The organism is Allopusillimonas ginsengisoli, assembly GCF_004153455.1.
In the GTDB taxonomy this organism is placed as follows: domain Bacteria; phylum Pseudomonadota; class Gammaproteobacteria; order Burkholderiales; family Burkholderiaceae_B; genus Allopusillimonas; species Allopusillimonas ginsengisoli.
This window is the reverse complement of sequence record NZ_SDQE01000017.1, coordinates 24,683-41,076: the sequence shown is the minus strand read 5'-3', so window position 1 is coordinate 41,076 and position 16,394 is coordinate 24,683. Positions and strand designations below refer to the sequence as shown.

Annotated in this window: 17 protein-coding genes; 9 read left to right on the top strand and 8 right to left on the bottom strand. The window is 58.7% G+C overall.

The features are described from left to right. The first annotated feature begins 81 nt into the window (after nt 1-81). A complete protein-coding gene (locus ERE07_RS20150) occupies nt 82-507 on the top strand; it encodes a VOC family protein (protein ID WP_130010827.1) in 426 nt (141 codons plus the stop codon). Nucleotides 508-606: 99 nt separating this feature from the next. On the opposite strand, the gene ERE07_RS20145 is transcribed toward ERE07_RS20150, so the two are convergent. From ERE07_RS20145 to ERE07_RS20130, 4 genes are all read right to left on the bottom strand, one after another. After that, the gene (locus ERE07_RS20145) at nt 607-1,185 is read right to left on the bottom strand and encodes a P-loop nucleotide/nucleoside kinase family protein (protein ID WP_167671026.1); all 579 of its coding nucleotides are present in this window, start codon (nt 1,183-1,185) and stop codon (nt 607-609) included. A gap of 16 nt (nt 1,186-1,201) precedes the next feature. Next, the gene (locus ERE07_RS20140; protein WP_130010825.1) at nt 1,202-2,188 is read right to left on the bottom strand and encodes a bile acid:sodium symporter family protein; all 987 of its coding nucleotides are present in this window, start codon (nt 2,186-2,188) and stop codon (nt 1,202-1,204) included. 88 nt (nt 2,189-2,276) lie between these two features. Beyond that, nucleotides 2,277-2,918, bottom strand: coding sequence for a 3-oxoacid CoA-transferase subunit B (locus ERE07_RS20135; protein ID WP_130010824.1), 642 nt, complete (start codon nt 2,916-2,918; stop codon nt 2,277-2,279). Next, complete coding sequence (locus ERE07_RS20130) at nt 2,915-3,604, bottom strand: 3-oxoacid CoA-transferase subunit A (RefSeq protein ID WP_130010823.1); 690 nt, start codon at nt 3,602-3,604, stop codon at nt 2,915-2,917. Before ERE07_RS20130 ends, ERE07_RS20135 begins: the two co-directional genes overlap by 4 nt. Nucleotides 3,605-4,005: 401 nt before the next feature. Between ERE07_RS20130 and ERE07_RS20125 the strand changes: the two genes are divergently transcribed. Together ERE07_RS20125 and rph are read left to right on the top strand one after the other, a co-directional pair. After that, a complete protein-coding gene (locus ERE07_RS20125; protein WP_130010822.1) occupies nt 4,006-4,935 on the top strand; it encodes a YicC/YloC family endoribonuclease in 930 nt (309 codons plus the stop codon). Between the two features lie 39 nt (nt 4,936-4,974). Further along, nucleotides 4,975-5,721, top strand: coding sequence for a ribonuclease PH (rph, locus tag ERE07_RS20120; protein ID WP_130010821.1), 747 nt, complete (start codon nt 4,975-4,977; stop codon nt 5,719-5,721). A 1-nt stretch (nt 5,722) separates the two neighbouring features. Here the strand turns inward: rph and ERE07_RS20115 are convergent, their stop codons facing one another. Next, on the bottom strand, nt 5,723-7,075 hold the full coding sequence (locus ERE07_RS20115) for an MmgE/PrpD family protein (RefSeq protein WP_130010820.1): 1,353 nt from the start codon (nt 7,073-7,075) through the stop codon (nt 5,723-5,725). A 19-nt stretch (nt 7,076-7,094) separates the two neighbouring features. After that, entirely contained in the window at nt 7,095-8,255 is a 1,161-nt protein-coding gene (locus tag ERE07_RS20110; protein WP_130010819.1) for an acyl-CoA dehydrogenase family protein, read from the bottom strand. A gap of 116 nt (nt 8,256-8,371) precedes the next feature. Between ERE07_RS20110 and ERE07_RS20105 the strand changes: the two genes are divergently transcribed. From ERE07_RS20105 to hemW, 3 genes are all read left to right on the top strand, one after another. Next, nucleotides 8,372-9,361 (top strand): LysR substrate-binding domain-containing protein, encoded by a 990-nt coding sequence (locus ERE07_RS20105; RefSeq protein WP_130010818.1) that lies wholly within the window; start codon nt 8,372-8,374, stop codon nt 9,359-9,361. Beyond that, on the top strand, nt 9,358-9,963 hold the full coding sequence (gene rdgB / locus ERE07_RS20100) for an RdgB/HAM1 family non-canonical purine NTP pyrophosphatase (RefSeq protein ID WP_130010817.1): 606 nt from the start codon (nt 9,358-9,360) through the stop codon (nt 9,961-9,963). The genes ERE07_RS20105 and rdgB overlap by 4 nt, the downstream gene beginning before the upstream one ends. A gap of 186 nt (nt 9,964-10,149) precedes the next feature. Then, the gene (gene hemW, locus ERE07_RS20095; RefSeq protein ID WP_130010855.1) at nt 10,150-11,325 is read left to right on the top strand and encodes a radical SAM family heme chaperone HemW; all 1,176 of its coding nucleotides are present in this window, start codon (nt 10,150-10,152) and stop codon (nt 11,323-11,325) included. Here hemW and ERE07_RS20090 read toward each other — a convergent pair. After that, entirely contained in the window at nt 11,294-11,551 is a 258-nt protein-coding gene (locus ERE07_RS20090; RefSeq protein WP_130010816.1) for a hypothetical protein, read from the bottom strand. The two genes, hemW and ERE07_RS20090, sit on opposite strands and share 32 nt — an antisense overlap. Nucleotides 11,552-11,569: 18 nt before the next feature. Between ERE07_RS20090 and glnA the strand changes: the two genes are divergently transcribed. Genes glnA through ntrC form a run of 3 tightly spaced genes read left to right on the top strand, consistent with a single transcriptional unit; the run spans nt 11,570 to nt 15,600 of the window. Then, entirely contained in the window at nt 11,570-12,982 is a 1,413-nt protein-coding gene (glnA, locus tag ERE07_RS20085) for a type I glutamate--ammonia ligase (RefSeq protein WP_130010815.1), read from the top strand. Between the two features lie 57 nt (nt 12,983-13,039). Beyond that, a complete protein-coding gene (glnL, locus tag ERE07_RS20080; protein ID WP_130010814.1) occupies nt 13,040-14,089 on the top strand; it encodes a nitrogen regulation protein NR(II) in 1,050 nt (349 codons plus the stop codon). Beyond that, a complete protein-coding gene (ntrC, locus tag ERE07_RS20075; protein WP_130010813.1) occupies nt 14,086-15,600 on the top strand; it encodes a nitrogen regulation protein NR(I) in 1,515 nt (504 codons plus the stop codon). The genes glnL and ntrC overlap by 4 nt, the downstream gene beginning before the upstream one ends. Here ntrC and ERE07_RS20070 read toward each other — a convergent pair. Then, nucleotides 15,594-16,382: an ABC transporter ATP-binding protein gene (locus tag ERE07_RS20070; RefSeq protein ID WP_130010812.1), complete on the bottom strand. Its 789-nt coding sequence runs from the start codon at nt 16,380-16,382 to the stop codon at nt 15,594-15,596. The genes ntrC and ERE07_RS20070 overlap by 7 nt on opposite strands. Nucleotides 16,383-16,394: the final 12 nt, after the last annotated feature.

Genomic DNA, 16,394 nt, shown 5'->3' with positions numbered 1-16,394 from the left:
TAGCCTGCCAGATTCAAAAAAATCTGTTGCGTCAGGATTTTGATATTCTCCTTACTGTTACGTTGACTGAAGAGACTCCAAATGAGCACATCCTTGCCTTTATTCCACCTTGCTTTTCCCGTCAATGACTTGGCCGAGGCCCGCGCCTTTTATGGGGACCTGCTGGGCTGTCCTGAAGGCCGCAGCTCGGCAGACTGGGTTGATTTCAATTTCTACGGCCACCAGATCGTCGCTCATTTGTCGCCAGAAGAAACTGGCCATCGCAATTCGAGTTCGGTGGATGGCAAACAGGTACCCGTCCGGCATTTTGGCGCCATTCTTCCGCTGGATCAGTGGGAAGCGCTGGCGGCAAAGCTCAAGGCCGCCAACACAGAGTTCGTGATCGAGCCTTATATCCGTTTCAAGGGCGAGGTCGGCGAGCAGGCCACGATGTTCTTTCTTGATCCATCAGGCAATGCATTGGAATTCAAGTCCTTTGCCAATATGGATTATGTGTTTGCAAAGTAAGCAGTCCTGCGCTGTTGCCTGACAGCGAGGGTAGCGGCTCGCGGGATACAAGGCCTCGCTTTCGCTTGGCGCACAGTGAGCCTGTGACAGCCTGTCGGGTCAGGCGACCAGCGCGTGCAGGGCATCAAGCTGATGTGCCAGCGGCTGGCTTGCGTCCAGTACCGTGATGCGCCCTCGTTCGACAGCATCGGGCCGTTGCAGTGCCGATACATACTCATGCCAGTGGTCAAGCTTCCATTGATCGCGAGGGTCGCCCCTGAGCGCGATGCGTTCGCGGCGTACTGCTTCGGGCAGCTCCAGCCAGACATGGCGCATGCGGGTGTCTGCCGGCAGGCCAAGCGCCGACGCTGAAAACAGAGCCCCTGAAGCCAACTCCCGGTTCCAGGGGCCGGGAAAGATGACATTCAACCCGTGTTCCAGCTGGTCGCGGCCGATGCGCAGCGTGCTCAGGTACCCCAAATCTCGTACGTGAGCCTTGAAGGCAGGGCTGTCGCGGTCGTTGGGGTCGTGGCCCAGCGCCTGCAACAGCGGGCCAGACCAGCTCTCGCTGACCACATCTTTATCCAGCACGCACCAGGCCCGGCTCGCGGCGTCTTGCGCCTGGATAAAACGCGTGGTGAGAAATGACTTGCCGACACCGGCGTGTCCCAGAATAAATAGCGCTAAAGGAGGTGTCATGCAGTTTATGATCCTGTCAGGCGGCCATGGCCGGGTTGTTACGGCGCGCATAATGCTGCGCCATGACGGCGCAGACCATTAACTGTATTTGATGGAAAATCATCACGGGAAGCAGGGCAGGGCCGACCGCCGCACCGGTGAACAGGATCTGCGCCATCGGCACGCCAGTCGCCAGGCTTTTCTTGGAGCCGCAAAAGACGATCGTGATTTCGTCTTCGACATTGAATCCCAGGGTGCGTGACAGCCTGGCGGTGACAAACAGCGCGATGGCAAGCAGAACGCAGCATACAGCGGTAAGCTCGAGCAGGGCAGAGGGCGGTACTTGTTTCCACAATCCGTCTATGACCGACGCGCTGAAGGCTGTGTAGACAACCAACAGAATAGAGCCCTGATCCACGTTCTTCAGCCAGCGCCTGTTGTTGTCCATCCATCCGCCTATCCAAGGCCGCATGAGATGGCCTGCGACAAAGGGCAGCAGCAATTGCACGCTGATGCGCCCAATGGCATCCAGCGTGGAGACTGTGCCGCTGGCCTCTATGTTGGTGAGCAAATTGACCAGCAGGGGAGTAACCGCAATGCCAATCAGGCTTGATGCCGACGCGCTGCAAACGGCGGCCGGAACGTTGCCGCGTGCAATGGATGTGAAGGCAATGGCCGATTGCACCGTGCCGGGCAGGGCGCAAAGATAGATGACGCCGAGGTATAGCGGGTCTCCCAGCAGCGGTAGCAGAAGCGGGCGCAATGCGAGCGCCAGCAGGGGGAACAGGATGAAAGTGCAGGAAAACACCAGCAGATGCAGGCGCCAGTGCATCGCGCCTGCCACAATCGCCTGGCGTGACAGTTTGGCGCCGTGCATGAAGAACAGCAATGCAATCGCCAGGTTGGTGACCCAGCCGAAAATGACAGCGCCGATGCCCTGCGCGGGAATGAAAGTGGCGGCTGCCACAACCGCGATCAGGATAAGCGTAAAGTTGTCAAAAACGAGGCGAAGGCGGGAAATCATGTTTCGATGGACAAAAGGCGGCCCCAAGGGCAAGCTTTCCATTTTAGCCTGTTGCATCCCGCAGCAGGCGCCCGCCCGCGCGGTATGATCAGCGGCCCAGCAGCGGCAAGCCGGTCAGGCTACGCAAATCGCCCAGGCGGTTTTCGCCAAACATGTCCACGACCACGATGCCTTCTGTACGGATATCAAACACGGCCACATCGGTATACACACGTGACACGCAGCGTATTCCGGTCAGCGGATAGGTGCATTGTTCCACCAGCTTGCTGTGGCCATCGCGTGTCAGAAGCTCCATCATGACGAAGACATCTTTCGCGCCCATGGCCAGATCCATGGCGCCGCCCACCGCGGGAATGGCGTCGGGCGCGCCGGTATGCCAGTTTGCCAGGTCGCCATGTCGGGAAACCTGGAAAGCGCCCAGCACACAGATATCGAGATGGCCGCCACGCATCATGGCAAAGGAATCCGCGTGATGAAAGAAGGCGCAGCCAGGCAGTTCGGTGACGGGCTGTTTGCCGGCGTTGATCAGATCGTAGTCTTCCTGCCCTTTCGCAGGCGCGGGGCCCATGCCAAGCATGCCATTTTCGGTATGCAGGATGACTTCGCGCCCCGCCGGCAGATGGTTGGCCACCAGTGTCGGCAGGCCGATGCCCAGGTTGACATAGGCGCCTTCGGGAATGTCTTGTGCGACACGGGCGGCAATCTGGTCGCGGCTCAGTTTATTGCTCATGGTTGCTCACTGCCTGAAGTCGTGGCGTCGATCTGCACGACGCGCTGCACGAAAATGCCGGGGGTCACAATGCTCTCGGGATCCAGCTCGCCCAGTTCAACGGTTTCGCGTACCTGTGCGACAGTGATTCGCGCGGCGCTGGCCATGATAGGGCCAAAGTTTCGAGCCGTTTTTCGATAGACGAGATTGCCCCAGCGATCGCCGCGCTCGGCCTTGATCAGGGCATAGTCGGCGTGCAAAGGGTATTCCAGCACGTACTGGCGTCCGTTGATCTCGCGGGTTTCCTTGCCCTCGGCCAATGGCGTGCCGTATCCGGTAGGCGTGTAGAAAGCGCCAATGCCAGCGCCTGCGGCCCGGATGCGTTCGGCCAGATCGCCTTGGGGAACCAGCTCAAGTTCTATCTTGCCGCTGCGGTACAGCCCATCGAATATCTGCGAGTCGGCCTGGCGCGGAAACGAGCAGATAATTTTGCGCACGCGCCCTGCATCGAGCAGGGCAGCGAGCCCTGTCGTGCCGTTGCCGGCATTGTTGTTGACGACGGTGAGGTCTTTCGCACCTTGCTCAAGCAATGCGTCGATAAGTTGTACGGGCATTCCGGCCGTGCCGAATCCGCCTATCATGACAGTGGCGCCGTCCGGCATATCAGCCAGCGCTTCTGTTGCTGTGGCTACAAGTCTGGAAATCATAAGCGTATCCGCATCACACTGCGTAAAAGTCTTGCCTGAATCCGGCGATAACTGGCGATATTCGCCTGGAAACCTGGCATCAGTTGATTGAGTGTTGGTTCTAAGTGATGGTTCCATTATGAAATAATGGTGTCAATCATCTATGGACTCGAGTGTCCATGAGATGGTCGTTTATATCGATCACTTGGTTTTTTTTGGTTGTCGGCACTCGGTGGTCTTTACGACTGTCCGCGGTATGGACATATCCTTCAGGTAATGGCGTGGCTCGAGGATCGTTGCTGGCCATCCTGTGGCCGGGCACCGCTTACAATAGCCGGTTGGCGCGCTACGTCGGTTTGCTGCGGCGTCTACGCTTGGCGCGCCCTCCGTGTACCCTTATTTCAATACAGGAACCTTTGTCCATGATACGCAGCATGACCGCTTTTGGCAGTGCACGCGCGGAATCTGCCCTTGGCAGCGTCAGTATCGAGTTTCGCAGTGTCAACAGCCGCTACCTGGATGTCAACTTTCGCCTGCCCGAAGATCTGCGCATGGCGGAAGGCCCGATCCGTGAGCTTCTTGGGCAGCACGTGCGGCGCGGCAAAGTCGAGATCAGGCTCAACTACAGTCGTGCCGAATCCGATACGGACGCTACGCTGGATGAAGCGCGTCTTGCGCTGATTGCAGATCAGCTGGACCATGCACGTCGCCTGATCCCCGATGTGGCGGCGCCAAGCCTATTCGAGCTTGTGTCTTCTGTCCGCAACCAGGACAGTAGCAGTATGGATAGCGAGGCCTGGGTCGCCATGTGTCAGCAAGCGGCTGGTCAGGCGCTGGCTGAACTTCAGGCCAACCGGGAACGCGAGGGACAGCGACTTGCCGCAATGATGCTTGAGTGCGCCACCGCTGCCGCCGTCATTGTTGACGAGGTCGAAAAAGACCTTCCTGCCGTCCTGGCCGAACATCAACAAAAGATCGTCTCCAAGTTGCGTGATGCGCTGCTGGCTGTCAATCCTGATGGCTTTGCACAGATCAGTGGCGAGGAGCTTTCGGCGCGCATCGCTCAGGAAGGTGCGCTGTTCGCGATGCGCATTGATGTTGCAGAGGAGCTTTCCCGGTTGCGCTCGCACATCGCCGAGCTGCGACATCTGCTAGGCGGCGGACAGCAGGGTGCCGGCGGAAAAAAGAGCACGGGCAGCGTAGGCAAGCGCCTTGATTTTCTGTTTCAGGAAATGAACCGCGAAGCCAATACGCTGGGGTCAAAGGCAGGCGCGCTGAATGTGACGCATGCGGCCATCAATCTCAAACTCCAAATAGAACAATTGCGCGAGCAGGCGCAAAACATTGAATAACGCTGAATATTTTTCTACTTATTATCAAAGAGGCTGTTTTTGTCTGATCTGATTAGCGCTACGTTTGCACGACCTTCCGGCCGCCAGCTCAATGAGCTGCGCGCCATCACTATTGAAACCGGCTACACGCGCTATGCCGAAGGTTCGGTGCTCATACGCGCCGGCAATACGCATGTGCTTTGCAATGCCAGTGTCCTGGATAAGGTTCCTCCCTTTCTCAAGGGCAAGGGGCAAGGTTGGGTGACGGCCGAATATGGTATGTTGCCGCGCTCCACGCATACGCGATCAGACCGCGAGGCCGCGCGAGGCAAGCAAAGCGGGCGCACACAGGAAATCCAGCGCCTGATCGGACGCAGTCTGCGAGCCGTGTTTGACCTCGAGGCGTTGGGTGAACGTACCTTGCACCTGGATTGCGACGTTATTCAGGCCGACGGCGGCACACGCTGCGCCAGCATCACCGGCGCCTGGGTGGCTGCTGCGCTCGCCGTGCGCGCCTTGGTCGACAGCGGCACGCTCGCGGTCAATCCTGTGCTGGATCATGTTGCGGCCGTATCCGTAGGCCTGTTCCAGGGACACGCTGTGCTCGATCTGGATTATGTCGAGGATTCGGGTTGCGGTGCAGACATGAATATTGTCATGACTGGCGCCGGCCATTTTGTGGAAGTTCAGGGTACCGCCGAAGGACAGACCTTCGAGCGCAGGGCGCTGGACGAACTGCTGGATATGGCCCAGGCTGGTATCGCCAGCCTGATTGATCTACAGAAACAGGCGCTGGACGCAGCCTGAGCTAGTCGATGAATCGGCCCAAAAGCGGCATCTCGGCCATCTGCCATACCTTGTCGATGATGGCCTGGACTTCGTCGGCGCTGGCCGCGTTACGGTAGGTACCCAGGCGGCGCGCCTTGTCTTCGATTTCGTCACGCGACAAGGTGTTGCCAGGGTCGCCCTTGGGCTCATCCACCCGGGCGTCCAGCGTTTTTCCATCGCGTGTATGCACCGTGACCTTGCCTATCCATTGAACCGGGTAGGCCTGGTCTACTTCCGCATCCAGCTCCATGGTGACGCGATCGCGAAATGCCTTGATGGCTTCATCATTGAACCCCGCATCGAATTCTGACAGCCCGGCGCGGCGATGGGTGGCGATAAGGCCCAGCACGGTGCCCATGGAGAACTTGGATTGATGCACGGTGGTGGGGTTGACGACAGGCCCCAGGACATCAATCGCCCCTTGATGCACATGAGCAACGACGCTGGCGATGTCATCCGGCTGCAAAGCGTGCGCTTGCACGATCTCGAGCAGGGCGTCCGCCGCAGGGTGAGTATGCCGGCAAGAAGCGTGGTATTTGAATGAGGTTTCCAGGACGGTCCAGCGTTCGTTCAGGCGATCCGTGAGTTTGGCCGGATCGGCATCGCTGGACATACCCGCCGCCATGCCCTGCAATCCTTCCAGAATGCGGTGGGCGCCGGTAAAGCCATCGTGCGCCAGGTAAGCTGCCATGAGGCCGTTGCCGGCGGCCTTGGCTGTATGCAGCTGCTTGGAATCTGCGGCATCGCGCAAGAACTCCCAGAGGCCGGCCGCCTGGGTACCCGCAGATCCAAAGGCATTGAGCATTTGATCGGAGTTCAGGTTGAGCAGGCGGCCCACTGCAGCGGCGGCGGCAAGCGTGCCCGCCGTGCCTGTTGTATGGAAAATCTTGTAATGAGAGCGGCCGAGGAATTCGCCGACCCGTATGCCTACCTCGTATCCGGCGACACAGGCCACCAGCAAATCCTTGCCCGAACGCCCCAGTGCCTGGGCGGTGGCAATGGCGGGCGGAAACACGACGGCGGCGGGATGGAATACCGAACCATTGTGCACGTCGTCCTGCTCGACCATATGAGCGGCTGCGGCATTGGCCATAGCCGCAAACAGGGGACTGCTGGTCTTGCGGGTAACCATGTTTTCGGCAGGCCCGCTGGTCGGGCCCATGGCATCTGCGAATCTGGCAATACTTTGAACCGCGCGGGCACTTGATCCGGCCAGCACTGAGGCCAGCGTGTCCAGCAGCAGGTCTTCTGCGCGGCGCAGCACGGTGGCCGGAATGTCGTCGTACGCAAGGTTGGCGGCAAAGGTGGCCAGGTCGGCGCTGGGATGGCTCATAAGATCCTCTTTATCAGGCTCAGAAGGAGCGCGGCAGGCCCAGAACGTGCTCGGCCACGTAGGACAGAATCAGATTGGTCGAAATAGGGGCAACTTGATACAGCCGTGTTTCCCGGAATTTACGCTCTATATCGTACTCGTTGGCGAAGCCAAAACCGCCATGAAACTGGAGGCAGGCGTTCGCAGCTTCCCAGGAGGCATCTGCAGCAAGCAGTTTGGCCATATTCGCCTGCGCGCCGCAAGGCTGGTGGGCATCGAAAAGTCGACAGGCTTCGTAACGCATGAGGCTGGCCGCTTCGACATTGATGTAGGCGCGGGCAATGGGAAACTGCACGCCTTGATTCTGGCCGATAGGGCGATTGAAAACAATACGCTCCTTCACGTAGGCGGATACCTTGTCCAGGAACCAGTGCCCGTCGCCTATACATTCGGCTGCGATCAGGGTGCGCTCCGCATTCAAGCCATCCAGAATGTACCTGAAGCCTTTTCCTTCTTCGCCGATCAGGTTTTCGGCGGGGATCTCGAGATTGTCGAAGAAGAGCTCATTGGTTTCATGGTTGACCATATTGGGGATGGGGCGCACCTCCATGCCGTGGCCAACGGCCTGGTGCAGATCAACCAGAAAGATCGACATGCCTTCGGATTTTTTCTTGACTTGGTCCAGCGGCGTGGTGCGGGCCAACAGTATCATCAGGTCGGAATGCTGAATGCGAGAAATCCAGACCTTCTGGCCATTGATCACATAACGGTCGCCTTGGCGCACAGCGGTGGTTTTTATCCGGGTTGTGTCTGTACCCGTGGTGGGTTCGGTTACGCCCATGGATTGCAGGCGCAATTCGCCGCTGGCAATGCGGGGCAGGTACTGCTTTTTTTGCGCTTCCGATCCATGACGCAACAGCGTGCCCATGTTGTACATCTGCCCGTGACAGACGCCGGAGTTGCCGCCATTGCGATTAATTTCTTCCATGATGACAGAGGCGGCTGTCAGGCTCAGCCCCGACCCGCCGTATTCCTCTGGGATCAGGGCGGCCAGCCAGCCGGCTTCGGTCAGCGTATTCACGAATGCTTCGGGATAGCCACGCTCCTCGTCGACTTTACGGAAGTATTCTGCGGGAAACTGTGCGCAAAGGTCGCGGATGGCGTCGCGTATGTCCTGGAAATCGTTTTGCTGGGATGTCATGGCTTGAGGTTCTGGGTTCATTACAATAGAAGTAGTGCTACTGTGCCCCAAGCGCTGCCGCTTGCCAATTATTGCTTGCTTAAGCGGGGCTTTGCAATTACTGAAGAGAAGATCCAATGGCCGCGCACTTCGACCTTATCGACATGCAACTGATGGTAAATGTTGCTGGCGCCCGCAGCATGACCAAAGGCGCGGAACGTTCATTTTTATCGCTGCCTGCCGCGAGCAATCGCGTCAAGAATCTTGAGCAGCATTTGGGCACCGCGCTGTTCTATCGCAACAGCCAGGGCGTTACGCTGACGCCGTCCGGAGAAGCGTTCATACGCCATGCCCGCATTATTCTGCGCCAGCTCGAGCATCTGCGGGGGGACATCCGCGAATACGCCAGCGGCGTAAAGGGGCATATCCGCGTGTTTGCCAACACCACGGCCATGAATGAATTCATGCCTACTGTATTGGCGCGATATCTGGGCGCCCATCCTGACGTCAATGTCGAATTGCGTGAACGTCTCAGCTATCTCATCGTCAAGGCTGTCGCGGAAGGTACGGCGGACATCGGCATCACCGCGCAGGGCAGCGGTGGCGAGAACATAGAATTCCTGCCCTATCGCACGGATCGGCTGGTGCTCGTGACGCATCGGGACCATCCGCTGGCGGGCCACGATGCCGTGGGTTTTGACGAAACCCTGGCCTGGGATTATGTTGGATTGTCCGAGGCAAGCGCCATTCACAGCTTTTTACTGCAGGCTGCCGACGATCTGGGCAGGGTGCTCCGGTTTCGTGTTGAGGTCAGTAACTTTGAGGCCGCTTGTCGCATGATCGCCGCGCATGTCGGCATCGGTATCATTCCAGAATCGGCGGCGAGGCGCTATGTGCAAGGCCTGCCGTTGGCGGTCATCTCGCTGAACGACGAGTGGTCGTTGCGACGGCTGCATATTTGCGTGCGGCAGTTCGACAAGTTGCCAGTGTTTGCCAAGGACCTCGTGTCCTTGCTGGTCAAAGATGCCGCCGTGAATGCACAAGATACAGAGCGTGCCGGCGTGGCCGCCAAGCTTGCGGCCGATCCGGCCACGGAATCCATTCTTCCCACAGAGAACACCCCATGACACAAAAAGTTGTGCTTGCCTCAAACAATGCGGGCAAGCTGAGAGAGTTTTCCGCCATTTTGGCCCAGGCGGGTATCGATATGGTGGCGCAGGGCGCACTGGGTGTCACCGAGGCCGAAGAGCCTTTTTCTACCTTTGTCGAAAATGCACTTGCCAAGGCAAGACACGCCAGCCGGCTGACAGGCTTGCCCGCCTTGGCCGACGATTCGGGATTATGCGTCCACGCGCTGAATGGGGCGCCAGGCGTGTATTCGGCCCGATATGCGGCAATGGCGGGTGGAGAGAAGTCCGACACCGCCAACAACCAGCATCTGGTCGCCCAGCTTGACGGCAAACAGGATCGAAGCGCCTGTTATGTTGCGCTGCTGGTGTATGTCCGCAGCGCCGAAGATCCTACGCCATTGATCGCCGAAGGGCGCTGGAATGGTGAAATTGTTGATGTGCCGAGTGGCGAGAACGGGTTCGGCTACGATCCGCATTTTTTTCTGCCCGATTTAGGGAAAACGGTCGCGCAATTGAGCGCTGCCGAGAAGAACGCCCTGAGCCATCGCGCCAAGGCTTTGCAAACACTGCTGCACGGTTTGCATGAACGCACGGTGTAACGGACGCAGACACTCCAGACAATGGCAAATACCATGATTGATGACACGCCCATAAACGGCGACACGGAGCCCGATTCGCCGTCGCGACAGACGAACCGCAGGCCTGGCCCGGGCGGGCGTAATGCGCCGCCATCGGTCAAGCCCCGGTCAGCGGTAGGTAGCGTGGGGCCCCATTCGCGCGTGGTTATGCCCGTTGGTGGCGACAGGCCCACTCTCTTGCGCGGGCTTCCGCCGCTGTCGCTTTATGTTCATGTGCCCTGGTGCGTACGAAAGTGCCCTTATTGCGATTTCAATTCGCACGAGCTGGGTGGCGATTTACCCGAACAGGCGTATCTGGCTGCCTTGCAGGCCGACCTGGAACAGGCCTTGCCCCTGGTCTGGGGGCGGCAGGTGATTTCGATCTTTATTGGCGGGGGGACGCCCAGCCTGCTGTCTGCCGCCGCGATGGATCAGATGCTGGCCATGTTTCGGGCCTGTCTGAATCTGTTGCCGGACGCCGAGATCACCCTTGAAGCCAATCCGGGCACGGTTGAGGCGGCCCGTTTCGCCGATTATGCCGCCAGCGGCGTCAATCGCATATCGCTCGGTATCCAGAGCTTCAACGACAGCGCGCTCCAGGCGCTGGGGCGTATCCATGATGGCGATCAGGCCCGGCGCGCCATCGATACAGCGCAATCGGTGGTAGCGCGGGTCAACCTTGATCTGATGTATGCCTTGCCAGGCCAGACCCTGCAGGCGTGTGAACAGGATGTGCAGCAGGCCATGGCGTTCGGAACGGGCCATTTGTCGCTTTATCACCTGACGCTGGAGCCCAACACGGTGTTTGCCAAATACCCGCCTGTCGTCCCGGATGATGATGAGAGCGCAGCGATGCAGGAACTGATCACCGACGTCACGGCTGCAGGGGGCTGGGCGCGCTATGAGGTCTCCGCCTATGCGAAGCCCGGTCAGCAGTGCCGCCATAATCTGAATTATTGGCAGTTTGGCGATTACCTGGGCATCGGCCCCGGCGCGCATGGAAAACTGTCATTTCACGACCGCATTGTGCGTCAGGCCAGGCTGCGCAACCCAAAGTCCTGGATGGAAAAGGCCGTGAAGCGTGACGGCGGCCATCTCGCCGAGGATCGCGAAATCCCCTGGCAGGACATGGGTTTTGAATTCATGCTGAATGTCCTGCGCCTGAAGGAGGGTGTCCCTCGCGCTTTATTCATCGAACATACGGGGCAATCAATTTTGACCATCATGCCAGCGATTGAGCATGCAATATCGCGAGGCTTGCTTGATCCTGATCCAGCGCGGCTGAAAGCCACAGAATTAGGGTGGCGGTTTCTCAACGACCTGCAGGCGGAGTTTCTGGCGTGATGTGCAGCATGTAGAATTCGCGCTCGTCATGCCAAAGCCACGGATACAGCGCGCATACATTTTTTTGCACCAAAGTGTGCACCATTATGGTGCTCAATGCACCATAATGGTGAAATTCGCTGGCCGCGATGCGCCATACGCTGATTTTCGGGGCCTTGCCTTGCCCAGAAAGTTGGCATGCATTTTGCATAATGCACTGTGTCACCGTTTTTGAATTTGAATCCATATCGCTCCAGGAGCTTTTATGTCCAGTCCAGAAGAAGTCGTCAAACTGATTGCCGATCGCGAAGTTACTTTTGTTGATTTCCGCTTTACCGATACGCTTGGCAAGGAGCATCACCTGACCGTGCCTGCGCATGCGGTCGACGAAGAAAAGCTCGAAACAGGCGTCGCATTCGACGGCTCATCCATCGCCGGCTGGAAAGGGATCGAAGCATCGGACATGTTGCTTATCCCTGACGTGGGTTCCGCCCGCCTGGATCCCTTCCGTGAAGAAGTCACGTTGAATTTGACGTGCGATGTCGTCGAACCCTCCGATCTCAAGGGTTATAGTCGGGACCCTCGTTCACTGGCCAAGCGCGCCGAAGCTTATCTGAAGTCCAGCGGCCTGGGCGATACGGCCTATTTCGGTCCCGAGCCAGAGTTCTTTGTATTCGATGGGGTGACCTGGAATGACGATATGTCGGGTTGCTTTGTCAAGATCAAGTCTGAAGAGGCCCCCTGGTCGCGCGGCATGGACATGGACGGCGGCAATATGGGCCATCGTCCCGGCGTCAAGGGCGGTTATGTGCCGGTGTCGCCCGTCGACTCCTTCCAGGACATGCGTTCCGAAATGTCTCTGTTGCTTGAGCAGCAAGGCGTGCCGGTCGAGATCCACCACCATGAAGTCGCTGCGCCGGGCCAGCTTGAAATCGGCACCAAGTTCAGTACGCTGGTGCAGCGTGCGGACTGGAACCAAATCATGAAGTACACCATTCGCAACGTGGCACATGTTTATGGCAAAACGGCGACCTTCATGCCCAAGCCTATTGTGGGCGATAACGGTTCAGGCATGCATGTTCACCAGTCCATCTGGAAGGACGGCCAAAACCTGTTTGCGGGCAATGGCTATGCGGGCCTGTCGGAATTCGCGCTGTACTACATCGGCGGCATCATCAAACATGCCAAGGCGCTCAACGCGCTGACCAACCCGGGTACGAACTCTTATAAGCGACTGGTCCCGCACTTTGAAGCACCGGTCAAACTGGCTTACTCGGCTCGGAACCGTTCCGCCTCAATCCGTATTCCTTATGTTGGCAGCCCCAAGGGCCGTCGCGTCGAGGCACGCTTTCCCGATCCGCTGGCCAACCCTTATCTGGCGTTCTCCGCCTTGATGATGGCCGGCCTGGACGGTGTGCAAAACAAAATTCACCCTGGCGACCCGGCCGACAAGAACCTGTATGACCTGCCGCCCGAAGAAGATGCAAAGATCCCGACCGTTTGCGCTTCCCTCGAAGAGGCGGTCGACGCGCTGGATCGCGACCGCGAGTTCCTCACACGTGGCGGCGTGTTCAGCAATGAAATGCTGGATGCCTATATCGAACTCAAGGCTGCCGAGATCACGCGGCTGCGCATGACGACGCATCCCGTCGAATTCGATATGTACTACAGCCTGTAAGGCAGCCTGCCCGGGGCGGCGTCAAGTCGCCCCAGGCGGCATTATCCGGACGGAACCATGCACGTAGCCAGTTACGATTTGCTCTCGACGGCGGTTCTGTTTCTGGGCAGTGACGGCCGGATAGAACACGCAAACACCGCCGCAGAAGAGCTGTTCAGCATGTCTCGCCGGCAACTGGCAGGCCTGTGCGCACAGCGCTTGTTTGACACCGATTCAGCGCTGGCCGATCGCCTGCCCGATGCGATTGCAGGCAAGTTCGGCATACTGCGGCAAGATTTGATGATAGAGCGCTGGGGCCGGCAAGAAGCCATCAGCCTGGCCATCGTGCCCTTGCATCAGCAGCCCTGGGCTGCGCTGGCAGAAGTACGCGTCATCGAGCATCATATTCTGCTGGACAGGCATCAACAGCTCAGCAATGAGCTGACTGCGCAACGCGAGTCGCTGCGCAATCTGGCGCACGAAGTCAAGAATCCGCTGGGCGGCTTACGCGGCGCGGCGCAGTTGCTTGACGCGGAATTAGGCAATGATGCGCTGCGCGAATACACGCAGGTAATCATCGAAGAGGCGGATCGCCTGGCTGGCCTGGTCGACAGGCTGATTTCCCCGCAAGGCAGTTCCCTGCAAAAATCGTGGTTCAATATCCACGAGGCTTGCGAACGCGTCCATACGCTATTGAGCGTAGAGTTTCCGGCTATCACCTTCACGCGAGACTACGATGCATCGGTGCCTGAGCTGCTGGGAGATTTTTCGCGGCTGTTTCAAGCGCTGCTGAATATCGCGCGCAACGCAGCGCAAATCCTGACGGAGTCTCCTCAGGAGGAAACACCTCACCTGATCCTGCGCACCCGCGTGGGCCGCCAATTGCTGCTGAGCGGGCACCAGGCCAAAATGGGGCTGATCGTGTCAGTCGTCGACAATGGACCCGGAGTGCCGCCAGCCTTGCAGGACAAGATTTTTCACCCCCTGGTAACGGGGCGTGCCAGCGGCACTGGGTTGGGGCTGAGCCTGGCCCAGGAATTCGTCCAGCAGCATGGCGGCATCGTAGCGTTCGACACCCAGCCCGGTCATACGGAATTCCGGATGATTCTGCCACTGGAGCATGTATGAAATCTGTATGGATCATCGACGACGATCAGAGTATTCGCTGGGTGCTTGAAAAAGCGCTTGCACGCGTGTCCATTCCTGCCCGAGGCTTTGCGGCGGCCAGCGAGATGCTGGATGAGCTCCAGGATGCCGCGCCGGCGGTGCTCGTGACGGACATAAGAATGCCGGGCCTGGATGGGCTGAGTTTGCTGCATCGCATCAAGCAGCAGCATCCTGCCTTGCCTGTGATTGTCATGACGGCGTTTACCGATCTTAACAGCACCGTTGCCGCTTTCCAGAAGGGGGCGTTTGATTATCTTCCCAAGCCCTTCGATGTCAATGCTGCGGTAGCGTTGATACAGCGCGCGCTACAGACTACCACCAACCTGGCCGCCACCGTCCCCGCGTCACCCGCCGTTGCTGGTACGGCCGAGCGGCTGATGATGCAGTCTTCGGCGCCCGCCATGCAGGAAGTCTTTCGGGCCATAGGGCGCCTGGCCGCCTCTAACGTCACTGTGCTGGTCACCGGTGAATCCGGTACCGGCAAGGAGTTGGTGGCGCGTGCGCTGCACAAGCATAGCAATAGGGCTGACGGCGCGTTTATTGCCGTGAATGCGGCGGCCATTCCCAAGGATTTGCTCGAAGCAGAGCTCTTCGGTCACGAACGCGGCGCATTTACTGGCGCAACCCAGCAGCGTCGCGGACGATTTGAAGAGGCGCGGGGCGGAACACTTTTTCTGGATGAGATTGGCGACATGCCTTTTGATCTGCAAACACGCTTGTTGCGCGTGCTGGCGGAAGGCAGTTTTTATCGCGTCGGCGGTTCTCAGGCTATCCAGACGGATGCGCGCATCGTGGCAGCCACGCATCAGCCCCTGGAGCAACGGGTCGCGGAAGGGCGGTTTCGGGAGGATTTGTTTCATCGCCTGAATGTCATCCGTCTGCGTTTGCCACCTTTGCGCGAACGCAAAGAAGACATTCCGGCGCTGGTCAATTTGTTCATGAAGAACAGCGCGGAGTCGCTGGGCGTTCCCGAACGCAAACTGACCCCTGATGCTCTGCACGCGCTGTCTGAATTCGATTATCCCGGCAATATCCGCCAACTGGAAAACTTCTGTCAATGGCTGACCGTGATGTCATCGGGTCAGGTCATCGAGGCCAAAGACCTTCCTCCAGAACTCTTGTCCGTAAGCCAGGCTTTCGCCGGACGACCGCTTGCCGTTTCCGGACAAACCGAGAAACAGCACGATGTCGAGCACGACGTTCATGCGCTGTCGACGGAATCGGATGAGGCGGCGCAGGACAGGGCGCCATGGCTTAGCCTGCTGGAGCAGGAGGCTCAGACGAGACTGGCCCGTAATGAGCCAGCCATCATGGCGACACTGGGTCGGGAGTTCGAGCGTGTATTGCTCGAGGCGGCGCTTGACTATAGTCGGGGTCGGCGCATGGAAGCCGCACAGCGCCTGGGAATAGGCCGCAATACCTTAACGCGCAAGTGCAATGAGTTGGGGCTGGATCAAAAGCCGCCTTACTGAATGGAGGCCTCGCCACGCAGGTAGGCTTGCGCGCGTTGCGCCATCAGGGCCTCGCGCCGGATGAAGTTGGCGACAAATGGGGTAGCGGGATTGTGGTGCAGGCCGTAAGGGCTGTCCCATTGCACGATGGATCCTTCCTGCATGATGCCGATGCGATCGGCAATGGCGAAGGCTTCTGCCTGGTTATGGGTGACCAGGATGGCGGTATGGCCCGTTTTCTTGAGAATATCCCGTACCTCGAAAGCCAGATGCTCTCTGGTGTCGATATCCAGATTTGAAAAAGGCTCGTCCAGAAGCAGGACTTCAGGCCCCGGCGCCAGGGCGCGCGCCAGGGCAACACGCTGTTGCTGGCCACCGGAAAGTTCGTGCGGATAACGCTTGGCGGATCCCTGCAGTCCGATGAGTTCAAGAAGCTCCTGCACGCGATGGGCGCGCTTGTGCTTATCCCAGCGACGCAGCCCAAATCCCACATTGCGTTCCACCGTCAGGTGAGGGAATAAGGCGTAATCCTGAAACATCATGCCGACGCGCCTGTGCTCGGGCGCAATGCGACGCTCCACGCTGGACAGCACCGCGCCATCCAGCGCTATGCTGCCGGAACGCAAGGGTTCGAATCCGGCAATGGCGCGCAATACCGTCGTTTTGCCACAGCCCGAAGCACCCAGCAGGCAGGCGATGCAGCCTTTCTCAATCTGTAGCGTGAGATCCTGCACGGCCGTAACCTGACCGTTGGTCGTATCGTAGGCAAGAGAGATGTGATCGAGCGAGAGCAGGGTGGACATGGTTGTAGATAA